Annotated in this window: 13 protein-coding genes; 8 read left to right on the top strand and 5 right to left on the bottom strand. The window is 55.6% G+C overall.

Annotation, left to right across the window (positions count from 1 at the left end; genetic code table 11):
• Positions 1–126: 126 nt before the first annotated feature.
• The 3 genes from mqo to G403_RS0111435 all read left to right on the top strand — a co-directional run bounded on the left by mqo (position 127) and on the right by G403_RS0111435 (position 4,225).
• Entirely contained in the window at positions 127–1,635 is a 1,509-nt protein-coding gene (gene mqo / locus G403_RS0111445) for a malate dehydrogenase (quinone) (protein WP_027854120.1), read from the top strand.
• A 68-nt stretch (positions 1,636–1,703) separates the two neighbouring features.
• The gene (gene yidD / locus G403_RS0111440; RefSeq protein ID WP_036233559.1) at positions 1,704–1,985 is read left to right on the top strand and encodes a membrane protein insertion efficiency factor YidD; all 282 of its coding nucleotides are present in this window, start codon (positions 1,704–1,706) and stop codon (positions 1,983–1,985) included.
• 62 nt (positions 1,986–2,047) lie between these two features.
• Positions 2,048–4,225 (top strand): sodium:solute symporter family protein, encoded by a 2,178-nt coding sequence (locus G403_RS0111435; protein WP_027854118.1) that lies wholly within the window; start codon positions 2,048–2,050, stop codon positions 4,223–4,225.
• Between the two features lie 20 nt (positions 4,226–4,245).
• Here the strand turns inward: G403_RS0111435 and G403_RS0111430 are convergent, their stop codons facing one another.
• Positions 4,246–5,049 carry a mechanosensitive ion channel family protein gene (locus G403_RS0111430; RefSeq protein ID WP_027854117.1) on the bottom strand — a complete coding sequence of 268 codons (804 nt, stop codon included), beginning with the start codon at positions 5,047–5,049 and terminating at the stop codon, positions 4,246–4,248.
• 298 nt (positions 5,050–5,347) lie between these two features.
• Between G403_RS0111430 and G403_RS0111425 the strand changes: the two genes are divergently transcribed.
• From G403_RS0111425 to G403_RS25285, 3 genes are all read left to right on the top strand, one after another.
• Positions 5,348–5,911: a TIGR04211 family SH3 domain-containing protein gene (locus tag G403_RS0111425; protein WP_027854116.1), complete on the top strand. Its 564-nt coding sequence runs from the start codon at positions 5,348–5,350 to the stop codon at positions 5,909–5,911.
• Positions 5,912–6,009: 98 nt separating this feature from the next.
• Entirely contained in the window at positions 6,010–6,261 is a 252-nt protein-coding gene (locus G403_RS0111420; RefSeq protein WP_027854115.1) for a GrxA family glutaredoxin, read from the top strand.
• 76 nt (positions 6,262–6,337) lie between these two features.
• On the top strand, positions 6,338–6,487 hold the full coding sequence (locus G403_RS25285) for a hypothetical protein (protein WP_156899685.1): 150 nt from the start codon (positions 6,338–6,340) through the stop codon (positions 6,485–6,487).
• Positions 6,488–6,526: 39 nt separating this feature from the next.
• Here G403_RS25285 and G403_RS0111410 read toward each other — a convergent pair whose 3' ends face one another.
• Entirely contained in the window at positions 6,527–6,748 is a 222-nt protein-coding gene (locus G403_RS0111410; protein ID WP_027854114.1) for a hypothetical protein, read from the bottom strand.
• The gene (locus G403_RS23055) at positions 6,745–9,276 is read right to left on the bottom strand and encodes an EAL domain-containing protein (protein ID WP_036233555.1); all 2,532 of its coding nucleotides are present in this window, start codon (positions 9,274–9,276) and stop codon (positions 6,745–6,747) included. The genes G403_RS0111410 and G403_RS23055 overlap by 4 nt, the downstream gene beginning before the upstream one ends.
• Before the next feature lie 153 nt (positions 9,277–9,429).
• Here G403_RS23055 and ptsP point away from each other — a divergent pair, with 153 nt between their 5' ends.
• Both ptsP and G403_RS0111395 read left to right on the top strand, forming a co-directional pair.
• Positions 9,430–11,772, top strand: coding sequence for a phosphoenolpyruvate--protein phosphotransferase (gene ptsP / locus G403_RS23050; RefSeq protein ID WP_342665439.1), 2,343 nt, complete (start codon positions 9,430–9,432; stop codon positions 11,770–11,772).
• Positions 11,773–12,074: 302 nt separating this feature from the next.
• The gene (locus G403_RS0111395) at positions 12,075–12,917 is read left to right on the top strand and encodes a response regulator (RefSeq protein ID WP_245578294.1); all 843 of its coding nucleotides are present in this window, start codon (positions 12,075–12,077) and stop codon (positions 12,915–12,917) included.
• 82 nt (positions 12,918–12,999) lie between these two features.
• Here the strand turns inward: G403_RS0111395 and G403_RS0111390 are convergent, their stop codons facing one another.
• Positions 13,000–14,802, bottom strand: coding sequence for a methyl-accepting chemotaxis protein (locus G403_RS0111390; RefSeq protein WP_027854112.1), 1,803 nt, complete (start codon positions 14,800–14,802; stop codon positions 13,000–13,002).
• Positions 14,803–14,924: 122 nt separating this feature from the next.
• Positions 14,925–15,623, bottom strand: coding sequence for a M48 family metallopeptidase (locus tag G403_RS0111385; protein ID WP_036233552.1), 699 nt, complete (start codon positions 15,621–15,623; stop codon positions 14,925–14,927).

Raw genomic sequence — 15,623 nt, 5'->3', positions numbered from 1 at the left:
CCAGAGGATCGGCGGCGGGGACGGCACCTGACCCGCGCCTGCTCCAGTTAGCAGTGCCAGCGAGGCCAAAAGCCCGTGCAGGTGGCGTATTGAATCCCATTGTTTACTATCAATTGGCGACTTCCTATGACTACAAAATCTGTTGACGTGTTGCTTGTCGGGGCCGGTGCCATGAGCACAACCCTGGGTATGCTGCTCAAACAGCTCGACCCCGCTATAAAAATCTGCATGGTTGAGCGCTTGGACTATGTGGCGTGCGAAAGCTCTGATGGATGGAACAACGCCGGCACAGGACACGCCGCCTACTGTGAGCTCAACTACACGCCGAAAAAGCCGGACGGCGGCATCGACACAACCAAGGCGTTCAATATCAACGCCGCGTTCGAAGTCAGCCTTCAGTTCTGGTCCCACCTGGTCGAAAACAACATCCTCCCCAACCCCAAACAGTTCATCAACCCGACTCCACACATGAGCTTCGTCTGGGGCGAGGAGAACGTGGAATTCCTGCGCCAGCGCTACGAAGCGCTCTCGGCCCATCAGGCATTCGCCGACATGGAGTATTCTGAGGACCCGGAGCTTCTCAAAGAATGGATGCCGCTGGTCATGAAGAACCGGGCACCGGGTGAAAAAGTCGCCGCTACACGTGTTCGCTACGGCTCCGATGTAAACTTCGGCGAGCTGGCGCGCTCCATGGCCAAGTACCTCGGTACCCAGGAGGGCTTCGACCTGTTGCTGAGCCGTATAGTCGCGGACCTGGATCGACAGGATGACGGCAGCTGGAACGTCACCCTTAAAAACACCGAAACCGGTGAGAAAGAGGTCGTCAACAGCCGCTTCGTATTCCTTGGCGCAGGCGGTGGCGCACTGCCGTTACTCCAGAAATCCGGCATTAAAGAGGGCGAAGGCTACGGCGGCTTCCCGGTCAGCGGACAGTGGCTGGTGTGCAAAAAGCCCGAGATTGTTGAGCAGCACCTGGCCAAGGTTTACGGCAAAGCGCCCATTGGGGCGCCTCCCATGTCGGTCCCCCACCTGGATACCCGCATTATCGATGGTCAGCGCGCACTTCTGTTCGGGCCGTTTGCAGGCTTCACCACCAAGTTCCTGAAACAGGGCTCCTTTCTGGACCTGCCCAAGAGCATCCGCGCCGGTAACATCAAACCAATGCTGTCCGTAGCGATCCACAACATGGACCTGACCCGCTACCTGATCGGTGAAGTCTTGCAATCGCACAGCTCCCGCGTCGATGCGCTGCGCAAATTCTTCCCGGAAGCCAAAGATGAAGACTGGACTCTGGCCTATGCCGGCCAGCGCGTGCAAATCATCAAGAAAGACGCGGACAAAGGCGGTAAACTGGAGTTCGGAACCGAGGTTATTACCGCCGATGACGGCTCCATCGCTGCTCTGCTGGGTGCTTCTCCCGGAGCATCCACAGCTGTTGGCACGATGATCAACATTATCGAAAACTGCTTTATCAAGCATCAGGGCAAAGCGGACTGGAGCACCCGACTCAAGGAGATGATCCCCTCCTACGGGGAGTCGCTGAACGACAATCCGGAACTCCTCAAACGCGTGCGAGACCACAACCTCAAGGTCCTTGAACTGGAAACTCAGGTAGAGGAACTTGAACCGGCGTAAGCCTGGTGCTTGACGTTAATCAGGCGGCTTGAAACACTGCGAACCATGATTCTAAAACGGGAGTATCCATGAGTCGGGTCCGCCAGTTGTTCAGCCGCCTGCTTCGCTTTCTGATAAAGGGATATCAGTATCTGATCAGCCCTGTTCTGGGCAGCAACTGCCGGTTTTATCCGACCTGCTCTCAGTACACCCTCGAAGCGATCGAGGAACATGGCCCCTTGCGCGGAACCTGGCTGGGTCTTCGTCGCATACTGCGGTGCCACCCTCTCAGTGACGGGGGTATTGACCCCGTCCCACCCGCCAAGTGCTCACACCGTCATTCGGAGCCCCCTCCTGCCAAGCAGGATTGAGTTGCAAGGCGACCTGCCAACAACAATACTTGCCTCAAGCCCGTTCCGGCAGGAGAGCATGAATGTTTTCACCGCTTAGCGTACTCCTTACCGTACTGGTCTACATGGGCCTGCTGTTTATTCTGGCCCAGTGGGTGGAGCACCGGATCAGCACCGGCAAGTCGCGCTTCTCATCCCCCTGGATCTATGCGCTGTCTCAGGCGGTATTTTTCACGTCATGGACATTCTACGGCAGCGTCGGTTTCGCAGCCGAGCGGGGCCTTCAGTTTTTCGCCATCTATATCGGCGCAATACTGGGTATGCTGCTTTCTGGCGTTACCTTCCTGCGCATGGTCAGGGCCAAGGAAGCGTTCCGTATAACCAGCGTTGCTGACTTTATCTCGACCCGTTACAACCATTCGCAACTTGTCGCCGCTCTGGCCACATTGGTTGCTCTGGCCGGCGTTACCCCCTACATCGCACTCCAACTTAAGGCAATCGTGGGATCACTGGCGGTCATCACCCCGGCCACCCATGAAGGTGCCGACTGGAACCTGTCAGGGACACTGGTCACGATGCTTATGATCCTGTTCACCATCGTTTTCGGGGTCCGAAGGCTCGATCCGACCGAACGCCATCAAGGCATGATTGCGGCTCTTGTGGCCGAGTGTGTGCTCAAGCTGATCGCTTTTCTGACACTGGGCATTTTTATAAGCTACTTTCTCTTCGATGGTCCCAGCGACATACTGATCAAGATCGGTGAACAAGACCTGGGCGCGCTGTTCTCTCTCTCCGCACGCCCCCACGCCGGCACCGAATGGCTGACACTGATTATTCTCGGGTTCGCCGCGATTCACTGCCTGCCTCGGCAGTTTCATGTTGCCGTGGTCGAGAACAGCAGTCGTCATCATTGGCGCGTGCTGCTCTGGACGTTCCCCCTCTACACCGTTGCTATCAGTCTGTTTGTTGTCCCGATCACCGGTGCGGGACTGCTGTTGGGACTGCCTGCGGATCAAGGGGATCAATTCATGCTGCTGATTCCACAAATCGTGGGCAGCCCTGCCATGACCTTGCTGGCCTTTTTAGGTGGTTTCGCTGCTGCCACCGGGATGATTATCATTACCACGATGACATTGGCCACCATGGCCTCAAATCACCTGTTACTGCCAGTATGCGAGCGTATCCGGCCACTGTCGGGGCTCCGCAGCTGGATGTTACAAGTGCGCTGGTTATTGGTTTGCCTGATCCTCATCGGCGCATACTGGACCGGTCGTATACTAGATGACTCCTACATTCTGGTTTCGATCGGACTCATCTCCTTTGCAGCCGTGCTGCAATTCGCGCCCCCGATGCTGATCGGCCTGTTCTGGCGTCGCGGTAACAGTCGCGGGGCCTTGCTTGGCTTATCACTGGGCTTTACTGCCTGGTTTTACACGCTGATCATCCCCGCCTGGGTTGAGGAGGGCTGGCTCGCGCCCGCAATACTGAACAACGGACTGCTGGGCATTCAGGCACTCAGACCCGAGCAGCTCTTTGGTTTGGAAACGCTTCCCCCACTCAGTCACAGCGTATTCTGGTCGCTCACCTTTAATGTCAGCGGCTATCTTCTCGGCAGCCTTCTGTTCAGAGCCCGCAAGAATGAGCGCCGTTTAACCCGGGAGCTACTCGCCTGCATGCGCGGTAACCCGCTGTTCAAGCAAGCTCGACCCACCGGGCTGGACGCCTACATAACACTGCCCGCCAAACTTGAAGAGGCCCTGGAAATTCTTCAGCGCTATCTTCAGCCAAGCAAAGCAAGCGCTGCATTAGGCCAAGTCTGCGAGGATCTTCAGATCAGCGGCAAACACCGGATTACAATCATCGAGCTGATGGAGCTGCACCGGATGCTGGAACACCTGCTGGCCGGATCCATTGGGGCCGCTGCCGCACATACAGCGGTGGGAGAAGCTGTTCACTATTCAGAACGAGAGACGGCGGATCTTAAAGCACTTTACAGTCATTTAGTGTATGAAATGCCGTCTGACGATGAAACCGAGCAAGCGAGCAGCAAACCGCGAAGAGGATCGGAGATGGTCGCTCACCTCCAGCACCAGGTGGAACAACTGGAGCGGAAAAACCGGGAGCAAGCAACCGCTTTGGAAAGGCTGAAAACACGCCTGGATAAACAGTACGCGTACAATTTTGAGCTGCGGGTGAAAGTACAGAACCTGCGTGTAGAACGCGATGATCTGAAAGAAAGGATAGAGCGCACCGGCGACTAACTCGCCGATGCGCCTGTCGATCAGTCCTGCGATTCTGAACGATGGATCTGCATCTGCGGGAAGGGTATGGTGATGCCTTCCTCATCAAAGCGCAGTTTCACTCGCTCAGTCACATCCCACAATACCGGCCAGTAATCGCCGGTTTTCACCCACGGACGCACGTTGAAATTAACACTGCTGTCGGCTAATTCAGAGACAACAACGACCGGCTCCGGCTCTTCCAAAACGCGTTCGTCGGCCTTCAGAATCTCCATCAAGATGGTTTTGGCCTTGCGTAGATCATCGTCGTAGCTGATCCCGAACACCATATCCACGCGACGAGTCTCTCGCTTGGAGTAGTTGGTGATCACATCACTGTAGATCCCGCCGTTAGGCACGATCATCTCGCGGTTATCACCGGTACGAAGAATCGTATTGAAGATTGTGATCTGCTCAACGATACCGGCGATACCGGCCACCTCGACGAAATCCCCCTCGCGGAACGGACGGAAGATAATCAGCAGAACACCGGCGGCAAAGTTCTTCAAAGAATCCTGCAGCGCAAGACCAATTGCCAAACCGGCAGCACCGACCAAGGCGATCAGTGATGTGGTATCAACGCCGAGCTCACCCAGCGCTGCGACAATAATAAAGAGCAGCAGAAGTACGTTGACAATCGAGGTCACAAAGTTGACCAGCATCTCGTCCACTTTCGAGCGGCGCATGATCCGCCCCACCAGATTCACAATCTGCTTGGCCACCCAGCGACCGACAAAGAAAATCGCCAGCGCAAGGACAATATTCAGTGCCCAGGGCACTATGTATACATCCCAGAAGCTTTCCATCGATGAACCCTCAATTCCTTAATGATTTAACGCGCACGCTGCCTTCGACAAACCCACCGGGCGCGTTGAAATGACCGCCACATGCGGTCTGTGCAAAGGATGGGGTCGCCCCGGAGCAAAGTCAAACGAAACACCATCGTAAGCCCTGTTGGCGATCCATGATATGATGTCACTTCCTGACACAGGTTGAACTTCACAGGCCCTCTGCAGTCACTGCTTGAGTCGGACCGCATGATGGGCCGGGCCGTATCAACACGCTTTAACACAACGAGATCCACAAGAGTTCGCGGACAGTTTGATGAAAAAATGGTTTTTTTTGGCCTTGATCGGCCTCAGCTCCCACTCCCTGGCACAAGCCGCTCACATCGCCGATGATGTTTACGTCTTTATGAACAGCGGCCCCAGCAACCAGTACCGAATTAACGGCCGGGTCACCAGTGGTGAACCGGTTGAGATACTTGATCGTAGAGATGAGTACGTTCAGATCAAAACTGAGGGTGGACGCGTTGGCTGGGTTCCCGCCCCGTTTGTTGATGAAGGTGTGAGCAACCTGAGCCGCATGCCTGAGCTGGAGGCCGCCTTGAGCGCGAGCAGGCAGCAGGTTGAGGCGCAAAAGCAGGAGATTCGTGTTTTAAAAAGTTCGGCGAATTCACGCCTTCAGGAGAGTCAGCAAAACCAAGCCCGGGTGGCTCAGCTGGAGCAGGAGATCGCCACGCTGAAAACGGAGATCGCCAACATGGACCAGTCAAACTTGATGCGCTGGCTCACCCACGGCGGACTGGTCGCCCTGGGGGGCGTGTTGATCGGATTACTGGTACCTTACTTACCTCGACGCCGAAAACCGCGCAACGATTGGTTCTGATAGCGAGCAACTATGAACGGCATTGTTGATACTCATTGTTCGTGAGCCCAGGTTTACGGTTAAATGCCACAAACTGCACAAGGAGATCGGAGTAAGCGATGAAACGTATCACGATTTTTGGCCGCGAAGGCTGTGGCTTCTGCAAACGCGCGAAAGAACTTTGTGAAATCAAAAACCTTGATTTCCGTTACATTGATATTCATGCTGAAGGTATAAGCAAAGCGGATCTTGAGAAGACCGTAGGCAAGCCGGTGGAAACCGTGCCTCAGATTTTCTGCGGTCAGGAACATATCGGTGGGTACACCGAATTCGCGGCCTTTGTCGAGCAGCAGGAAGCGATCGCTGACTGACCCGATGGCGGGCGCAGTCAGGCAGGCTGATAGCACACATGAGAAACTGCAATAACGCAGTCTAGGAGGCAACAGTATGCTGACCACAATTCTTATGACAGCCCTTCTGGCCGCAGGCGCTCTGGCGGTTGTATTGATGGCCTGGCCCACCGGTCGCGCAGAGCCGTTGCGCATCCGCGTCGAGGAGGAACGAAAGCAGCCTCAACGCCGCCAGCGTCATCGGTAGGCCAGCAGCGTCCCGCATTCTTAACCAAGCCCCCGGCGCTCAGGCTCCGGGGTCGCCCGATTCCCCCATCACGGACTCAACAGGTTTCGGCGAGAAGGTGCCAAAACCTTCCTCTCGCGTCCAAAGCTCCAGGCCCTGTTCAATGCGAATCACGCCATCAAAGCGGTCGCACAGATAGGGAACCGCCTCTTCAAGACTGTCGATATCACAAAGCATGACGCCACCACGTCCATTATCGGTCGTAAACAGATAGCTTTTCATCGAGAGCTCTCCATCAAGCGCTGATTGTACTGCGCGTACCAGGCTGCCAACTGACCCGGCGTCTGCGGTCGGCAAATGCCATACCCCTGCGCCTGATTACATCCCAGAGACTCCAGCAAGGTCAGCTGCTCATCGGTTTCGACACCCTCAGCAACCACCTGTAAACCCAACGCCTGACTCATGGCGATCATGGCACTGACGAGCTGCCGATCGCGCTCTTCCTCGCCCAGATTGTTGACGAAGCTGCGATCAATTTTAAGCAGGTCCAGTGACATATTGCGGATATAACTCAAGCTGGAGTAGCCGGTACCAAAATCATCGATCGCCACCGCCACACCCAGCTCTCTGAGTTCAACCAGTGCCTGAGCCGTTTGCTCGGCACTGTGCAGAAAACTTGTCTCAGTGAGCTCAACGCTCAACCACGCCGGGTCCAGCTGCACTCTTTTCAGCGCCGATTCAATAACCTGAACCAGATCGCCATGCTGGAACTGGCGGGCGGACAGATTGACCGCAATCTGAAGTGGATAGCCCGCATCCAGCCATCGCTTGGCCTGAGTTGCAGCCTCGTCAATGACCCAGCGCCCGATCGGATTGATCATTCCGCTGTCTTCAGCCAGCGGAATGAACTGGTCCGGCGGCACCATACCCAAGTCATCATTACTCCAGCGAATCAACGCTTCCACGCCAACCACCTGCCGGGTTCGGATATCGATCTTGGGTTGGTAAACCAGTGAAAACTCCGCACGATCCAGAGCCTGATGAAGCTGCGCCGAAATCAGGTACCGCGACTGGCGACGCTGATGCAGCTCGGACGAGAAGAATCTGAAACTGTTTCTCCCCTCCTCCTTCGACTGATGCAAGGCCGCTTCCGCGGCGCGCAGTAACGAATCAACGCCCTCGCCATCCTGGGGATACACAGCCACACCGATACTGGCGGTTATTCGTACTTCAGAATCATCAATCAGTACAGGGGTCGAGATTACGCGTGCCAGATGGTCCAACCGCCGGTTCAGGGTATCGTCACTGATATCACTGAGGATCAGCGCAAACTCATCACCGCCGGGACGAGCCGCGGTATCTCCACCTTGAAGAAACTCTTCGAGACGCCCGGCCAGGGTCCTGAGAACTTCATCACCACTGTCGTGACCAAAGCGATCATTAATGCGCTTAAACAGATCCAGGTCGATGGCCAGAACAGCGAATTTGCGCTGCTGATCGCCGGCATAGTGAACCGCCATATCCAGGCGATCCATAAACAGCTTGCGGTTGGCCAGCCGCGTCACATCATCAAACTGCGCCATCTGACGAATCCGGGCCTCAGAGCGTTTCATCTCCGTCAGATCGTGGAAGATCGCCGCATATTGAGTAATGTTGCCTTCCCCGTCAGTGATCGCGGTAATGCTTAGCCACTCCGGATAAACAACACCGGCCTTGTTCCGATTCCATATTTCGCCCTGCCATTCGCCGCGCAGCTTCAACGACCGCCACATCTGATCGTAGAACCGGCGGTCATGACGGCCAGAACTGAGGAGATTGGGGTTTTTTCCAATCACTTCGTCAGCCCGGTAGCCGGTGATGGCGGTAAAAGCCGGGTTAACACTCTGGATGTGGCCCGACGCGTCCGTGACGACCACGCCTTCCATGGACGCGTTGATCACCTGCTCAATCAGTTTCAGATTGTGCATCGAACGCTGCAACGCCTCATTGCGGTTGGCCAGCAGCTCCCGCAGCCGAGTAACGTAGTCTTTCTCGACACTGCGCAGGATATCGGAGTAGGACAGAATGCGGGTGACCTGCCCGGCTTCATCCGTCAAACCGAGATGGCGAAACCCGTGGCGTCGAAAGATCTTACGCGCGATATAGAGGCTAAGCGTTTCATCGATGGAAATTAACCGGGAGAGCTCAAACTCCACCAGAGGACGGTCCAGTGAACAGCCGCTGGCCAGGATACGGATAACATCGGTATCGGTAAGAATGAAATGATCGCCATTGGAGCGCACCAGCGCCGCACTCTGATTGTTGGAGCGCAACAGATCAATGGCATCACGCATGAACTGAGCGCCTTCCAGGCGTAGCGACAACTTGGGGGCAATATCTGCCACGCTGCGCAGAAACAGGTCGTGCTCCACGCCCTGATTGTTGACGATATCGCTCTCACTGGCGATACCGACCAATTTGCCCGAAGCATCCACAACCACCGCGTGGCGCAGGTGCTGGCGCATCAGCTCGACACCCACTTCATCAATGCCGGAGGCATGATCAACGATCAGCAACTGACGCGACATGATATCGCCCAGCAGCAGTTCACTCTCGCCACCGGCCTGACGCAGACAGCAGGTCATGGCATCTCGGCGGGTGATGATCCCCACCGGTTCCTCGTTCTGGCAGACCAGTACAGAGCCGATATTGCGCTCCGCCATGAGCCGCAACGCAAGCTCAAGCGTATCGTCAGGTGTGCAGCAAACTATGTCGGTCTGGCAGATCTTGGAGACCGGCAGGCTGTGGCTCAAAAGGACTTCTGTATTCATGCGCTGGTGAGTAATCGCCCCCGATGGACATCATGCGATCAAAATGGGATTGTACCAGCTCCCCCGGCGCTGTATAAGCCTGACTGTATAACCACGGTAATACCGCCCCGAATCCAGGGATTCCCACCCCAGACCACCCAAGCTGACAGGAAAATGGGGTATGATAGTCGGGCTCAGTCCTGCCGGAGTTCACGCACCATGCATCACCCGCTCAGTACCCTAACCGCTCTTGTTGAGCAAATCGCCCGTACTCAGGATCCGTCGGCGATGATGGCGACAATTGTCCAACGACTGAGCGAGCTTCTCAATGTCGAAGTGTGCAGTATCTACCTGTGCAACCCCGAAAGGGACAGCCTGATCCTGGCCACCACTAAAGGACTCTCGGCGGAAGCGGTGGGACAGGCCCACCTTGCAATCAACGAGGGCCTGGTAGGCCACATCGCGGCTACGCTCAGCGCGGTCAACCTGGCCGACGCGCCGGCTGATGACCGATTCGTATATATTCCGGAAACCCATGAGATGGCGTACCACCGCTTTCTCGGGGTTCCGCTACTACACCTGCGCAAACTGGTCGGTGTACTGGTCATTCAGGGGCATCAGCGTGAACCATTCAGTGAAGAGGACGAGGCTTTCTTAATCACCGTCGCCTCTCAGCTGGGCAGTACACTTTACCAGCTGCACCGTGATGGCAAGTGGATGACCAACCTGCCTGACAGCAGCTCGCCCTATCGCCGTTATAACGGGGTGAAGGGTGCACCCGGCGTTGGTTGTGGCCGCCTCTGGCAGATCCACCCCCAGATGTCTCTCTCTGACGTCAAACCCTCGATAACAAGCAACCCGGCGCAACAGAAACAGGACTTCCAGGATGCGCTGGCCGCCGTCCGGGAAGAGCTGGAATCCGGCTCTGGTCGTTTGGGACAACACCTCCCCGCCGACGTCGGCGCCCTCTTTCACGTCTACCAGATGATGCTGCAAAGTCCTGAGCTCAGTGAGCGGGTCATCAAACTGATCAGCGAAGGCGCATCGGCCGAATGGGCTTTGAAGCAGACCATTGATGAGATGGCCGGCATGTTTGAGCAATCGGCCGATCCCTACATGCAGGCGCGTAGCGAGGACATCCGCAATATCGGCCAGCGGCTCTTGAACCAGATTCTCGAGCGCGACCAACAGGTGATCGAAACACCGGACGAGGAGCTTGTTCTGGCGGGAGACCTGATCAGCATCGCCGATATCGCGGCCTTCCCACAGGAGCGTATTCGAGGCCTGATCTGCACCGATGGCTCAGCCCTGTCGCACACCGCGATTGTCGCTAATGCGCTGGGTATACCGGCCGTGATGGGCGTTGAAGGCCTTGAGCTGGAGCACAACCGAGGCGCTCGAGTCATTGTGGATGGCAACCGGGCCGAGTGCGTTATCAACCCGCCACCGGCGCTGCTCTCTGAATACAAGCGCATGATTGTTCAAGAACAGCGCTTTATGAAGGGGCTGGACCGGCTGCGCGACCAAGCTGCCGAGACACTGGATGGCGTGCGTATCAGGCTTCTGACGAACACCGGCCTCCTCGCCGACGCAACGCCTGGCCTGCAGCGGGGCGCCGAGGGGGTAGGACTGTATCGCTCCGAAATCCCGTTTATGGTTCATCACAGCTTCCCGACCGAGCACGAACAGTATCGAATCTATCAAAAAGTGCTGAAAGCCTATTCACCCTACCCGGTCTCCATGCGAACACTGGATATCGGCGGTGACAAGCAGCTTCCCTACTTTGAAATCAATGAAAGCAACCCCTACCTCGGGTGGCGCGGGATCCGTTTCACGCTGGATAATACCCAGCTATTGGTCAGTCAGATTCGCGCCATGCTCCGGGCCCATGCCGAGCATGGCAACCTGAAAATCCTGGTACCGATGATCAGCCGGGTTGATGAGATAAAAACCGTCAGAGAGCTGGTCGAAAAAGCGCTGGCAGCACTGGAACGCGATGGCATTCATGCCTCAATGCCGGAGATCGGCATGATGATCGAGGTGCCATCAGCCATGCTTCTGTTGCCCAAGCTGGCACCTTACATCGATTTTGTATCGGTCGGCTCAAACGACCTGACCCAGTATCTGCTGGCGGTGGACCGCAACAATCCAAGAGTCTCGAACCTGTTCGACAATCTGCATCCCGCCATGCTGGTTGCTCTGGAGCAAATACTGACTCAGTGCCGCAAGCTGGATCTGCCGGTCTCTCTCTGCGGGGAGATGGCGTCTGATCCGATCGCGGTGCTGCTGCTTATCGCTCTGGGCTACGATACTCTGAGCCTCAGTGCCTACAACATCCCGAAAATTAAACTGCTGATTCGCTCAGTCAGACGTGAAGATCTGCTGCCGCTGCTGGAGCAGGCAAAAGACTGTACCGACGAGAGTGAAATACGTGACCTGTTCCGGCCGGTCGTGGAGCAACTGGGCTGGTCCGCGGATGGACCCGCATTACCGTCAGACTATGAAAGCCGCGGTTAACCAGCCCCTGAAAGAAAGAAGGTCGCCATGGAGGCGACCTTGAAATATGGAAAAGAAAAATGATGATGGGTTGGTAAATCCGTCAACCCGGCGCCATGATAACCGACGCCCTTCGCTCCTGAACGCGATACAGGCCATGTTCCGGTACACAGCGGGAACGCGAACCTCCATTATAACGCAATCCAGATGAACCTAACCTGAACAGTTAGCTGAACAAAAATCTGAGTTATCGATCAAGTTCACTCTTTCTCGATTCGTACTCCAACCGTGCTAGAATGATTCCAGCGGTGCCCCGATCGATAATGTCCGCTTACAACGACGAAGTATGGCCCTACTCTATGAAAATTGAAGATCTACTGGTTGAGGTTATAGAGCCTTCACGGGTTCAGCGACACATTATTGTCGATTCGCTGCGTCAACTCGGCATCCGCGAAATCGAAGAGTTCGAATCGGCAGCCCCGGCGCTGGATCGTATGCGCCTGGCCCGACCGGATATTGTTATGTCGGCGATGCATCTTCCGGATATGACCGGCACCGAACTGGTCGCAAAGATGCGCCAGGACCCATCACTGTCCGATATCACCTTTCTGCTGGTTTCCTCGGAAACTCACTACCGTTACCTGGAACCAATCCGGCAGGCGGGCGCCATCGCCATACTGCCAAAGCCTTTCACCCGCAGTGACCTGCAGCGTGCTCTTCAGGGCACCATGCATTACATCACTGACTCGCTGACCGACCCCGATCAGGAAGAGGAAAAGCTGTTCGAGGATATGAACGTACTGCTGGTGGATGACAGCGCCCTGTCACGTAAATTTGTCCATCAGATTCTCAGCGCCACCGGCATCGAGAATATTGTTGAGGCTGCCGATGGCGCAGAAGCCCTGCGCTACCTCAATGAGCGCATGTTCGACCTGGTCATCTCTGATTACAACATGCCCAATATCGATGGCCTGGAACTGGTGGAACACATCCGTCACCACAGCGAGCAGCCCACCGTGCCGGTGATGATGATCACATCGGAACAGAACGAAAACCGGCTGGCGGCTATTCAGAATGCGGGGGTATCGGCGCTGTGCAGCAAGCCGCTGTCCTATGACATCATGAAGCAGCTGATTCAGCAGCTGGTGGCTGACATCGAAATCTAAGCAGCCGGGACTCAACGACCAAATAAAAAGAGGGAGCGCCAATCACGCTCCCTCTTTTTCTTCCAACAAGCGCTACCCGACGCTAGTCCTGCCCTTCATCCAGCAGATGTTTGGGATCGAACCCCATAATCAAAGCCCCCCAATGCTGCCCGTTCAAATAGATCGGGATCGACAGGTCATTCAAAACTTCGCCCGTATCACGGATAAAGGTTTGCAGCAGGAACGGCGATGTGTGGGTTGCACGGCGCTTCTCTGCGCGGTTACCGGCGAAGATCCGCTTGTTGCGACTCTGCAGATTGTCCACCGAGAAGTCCCCGGTCATCGGCTTCGATACCTTGCTATGGTGTGCGGCCGCGTAGCCGTTACGGTCCACCGCTATTGCATAGGTAAACTCGGGCCGCTCCTGAATAAAGCTATCGAACAGCGGACGCATCGTCGACTCATAGGCTTGGGAATAGCTGGTTTCGTATTTCTCCGGGGACTGGCCTTCATTGAGCCGGCGGTAGTTGTGATCAAAGAGATTCAACCCACGTCCCTGCAACTCTTCCAGCGCCTGTGTCGTTTTTTCTGCCCAACCACGGCCGGTCAGAATCATATTTTCGAAACCGCCAAAGCCGATGATGAAGCGTGAAAGCAGTTCCTGAGTTTCCTCGGTCGAAAGCTCCAGTTGTTCCGAGTAACTACGTGACTCCTCCATTTCATCCTTGATACCGCCGGAGATCTCCGTAATCTGGGCCACATGAGAGTGGGACTCTTTATTGGTGTAGGAAAGCTCATCAATCGCGGCACTGATACCCGCCAGCTGAGAGTTAACTTCCTCAAAATCCTGTACCAAGCGCTGAAACTGAGTGCTGGTGTCACCAATAAAGGTTTCGGTGTCCTCGACATAATTGAGAATATTCTGCGCGCTGTCCCGCGTATTGTGCACAAGTTTCGACATCTGACCGATATTGGTATCGATTTCTGAAGTCGCCTGACTGACTTTCTGCGATAGGTTTCGAACTTCATCGGCAACGACTGAGAAACCGCGCCCGGCATCGCCCGCCCGTGCTGCCTCTATGGACGCATTCAGAGCGAGCAGGTTGGTCTGTTCGGAGAAGTCCTGCACCATGGATAATATGTGCGTGATGTTCTCGGAATTCTGGCTCAGCTGCCCCACCGTGTCCTGAAAGCTACTGGCGAGTTCGCGAATTGACACCACTTGGTCGAGAACGCGCTGCAGCTCGCTGTTTGAACTGCGCACCTCTTCCATATTGGCGTTGTTCTGCTCGTTGATCTTTAGCGTCGTACCGGCGATTTCATCAATCGCCTGGGTCGCTTCGCTACTGGACTGAAACACCAGCTGGGCCTGCTCTTCCTGGGTCATGGCGGATTTATGAGCCGATAACACCACTTTCTGAACACGCTGGGCACTGACTGCCACGTTGACAGAACGCCTGCGTGTCTCCGCGATCATTTTTTTGAGACTGTCCGAGAACGCGTTATAGGCGCGTGCCATATCGGAAATCTCGTCATAGGTATATTCCGGCAGTGTCGCCGAGATATCACCATCCTTATCCTTGATTGCCCGCAACACCCGGGTAATTTCGCGGATCGGTCGCAGGAACAGATGACGCATGAAGAAGATCGTACCGATGCCGGCCAGAATGGCAAAGATCACCGTCGCCATGGCATAGGTCCAGAAGGTATCGAGCGAGGCTCCGATCATCGCCTGCTGCTCCGAGGTCACACCCGACATTTCCAGCGCAGTGCGAATCTCGCTGGCGTAGTGTACGCCCAGGCCGACCAGCACCACGTGAGGGAGCAGAATGAAGAGCACGTTGCCAACAATTTTCTTGGTCAGCGAATTGAACAGCGCGCGCTCAATGGAGGTATATAGGCTCATATTGTTCTTTTTCTCGATGTATGAACAAACTTGTAGCCAGAAAGCCACAAGGATTCAGCGCATTGGTTCACCGAGATAGTGGCGGTTTTGAAGGGGGGGCGGCAACCCTCCAAAAGTCTAACTCACCACATCAAATAGGGGTAAGCTCGCGCCAATTGACGTCTATTTTGATCATAGTCAGCGTCCAGACGATGCACCAGCCCCCAGAACTCACGGCCGTGGTTCATATATTTAAGATGGCACAATTCATGGATGATCACATAATCCTGCAGGTGCGGTGCCAGATGGACCAAACGCCAATTTAAAGAAACGGTTCCCGAGCTGCTGCACTGTCCCCACTTGCGCCGATAGTCTTTAACCACCACCTTGGCAGGTTTCAGGCCGGTGGCTTCAGCAAGCGCTTCACAGCGCTCAGGCAAAACGCTCTGAGCACGTTCGGCAAACCAGGCTTTCAACTGCCGATGGACCGCATCAACCTCGGCCACTCGCACTCTAGAGGAGATAATGACTTCCAGATGGTCTGGTGTTTCAACCACACCACTGCGCGCGCCACGGCGCCATTTCAATCGCCGGGGCTCACCTGCCACAAAAATCTGGGCCCCGGGCTCAATCCGTATCTCATGATCGGCCAGGTCCTCCCGCTGCTGGGCCAGCCGGGGCAGAACCCAGTCGCTTTTACTCAACAACCACTGCTCCACCCACGCATTATCCACCAACGCAGGTACTCTCACTTCCACCTGTCCCATATCGATACTCAGGGACGCGGTGCGCCGCTTGCGGCTGCGCACTACCCGATAGGGGAAGGGTATCTCTGTTGCCAT

The organism is Marinobacterium litorale DSM 23545 (genome assembly GCF_000428985.1).
Taxonomy (GTDB): domain Bacteria; phylum Pseudomonadota; class Gammaproteobacteria; order Pseudomonadales; family Balneatricaceae; genus Marinobacterium_D; species Marinobacterium_D litorale.
The sequence above is the reverse complement of the archived record's forward strand: the minus strand, read 5'-3'. Positions and strand labels throughout refer to the sequence as shown.

Excerpts from the sequence above, each read along its gene's own strand:
- G403_RS23055 (WP_036233555.1), bottom strand. The coding sequence starts at position 9,276 with ATGAATACAGAAGTCCTTTTGAGCCACAGCCTGCCGGTCTCCAAGATC.
- yidD (WP_036233559.1), top strand. The coding sequence starts at position 1,704 with ATGAGTCGGGTCCGCCAGTTGTTCAGCCGCCTGCTTCGCTTTCTGATA.
- ptsP (WP_342665439.1), top strand. The coding sequence starts at position 9,430 with ATGGGGTATGATAGTCGGGCTCAGTCCTGCCGGAGTTCACGCACCATG.
- G403_RS0111395 (WP_245578294.1), top strand. The coding sequence starts at position 12,075 with ATGTCCGCTTACAACGACGAAGTATGGCCCTACTCTATGAAAATTGAA.
- G403_RS0111430 (WP_027854117.1), bottom strand. The coding sequence starts at position 5,049 with ATGGAAAGCTTCTGGGATGTATACATAGTGCCCTGGGCACTGAATATT.
- mqo (WP_027854120.1), top strand. The coding sequence starts at position 127 with ATGACTACAAAATCTGTTGACGTGTTGCTTGTCGGGGCCGGTGCCATG.
- G403_RS0111410 (WP_027854114.1), bottom strand. The coding sequence starts at position 6,748 with ATGAAAAGCTATCTGTTTACGACCGATAATGGACGTGGTGGCGTCATG.
- G403_RS0111385 (WP_036233552.1), bottom strand. The coding sequence starts at position 15,623 with ATGGCAACAGAGATACCCTTCCCCTATCGGGTAGTGCGCAGCCGCAAG.
- G403_RS25285 (WP_156899685.1), top strand. The coding sequence starts at position 6,338 with ATGCTGACCACAATTCTTATGACAGCCCTTCTGGCCGCAGGCGCTCTG.
- G403_RS0111390 (WP_027854112.1), bottom strand. The coding sequence starts at position 14,802 with ATGAGCCTATATACCTCCATTGAGCGCGCGCTGTTCAATTCGCTGACC.
- G403_RS0111435 (WP_027854118.1), top strand. The coding sequence starts at position 2,048 with ATGTTTTCACCGCTTAGCGTACTCCTTACCGTACTGGTCTACATGGGC.
- G403_RS0111420 (WP_027854115.1), top strand. The coding sequence starts at position 6,010 with ATGAAACGTATCACGATTTTTGGCCGCGAAGGCTGTGGCTTCTGCAAA.
- G403_RS0111425 (WP_027854116.1), top strand. The coding sequence starts at position 5,348 with ATGAAAAAATGGTTTTTTTTGGCCTTGATCGGCCTCAGCTCCCACTCC.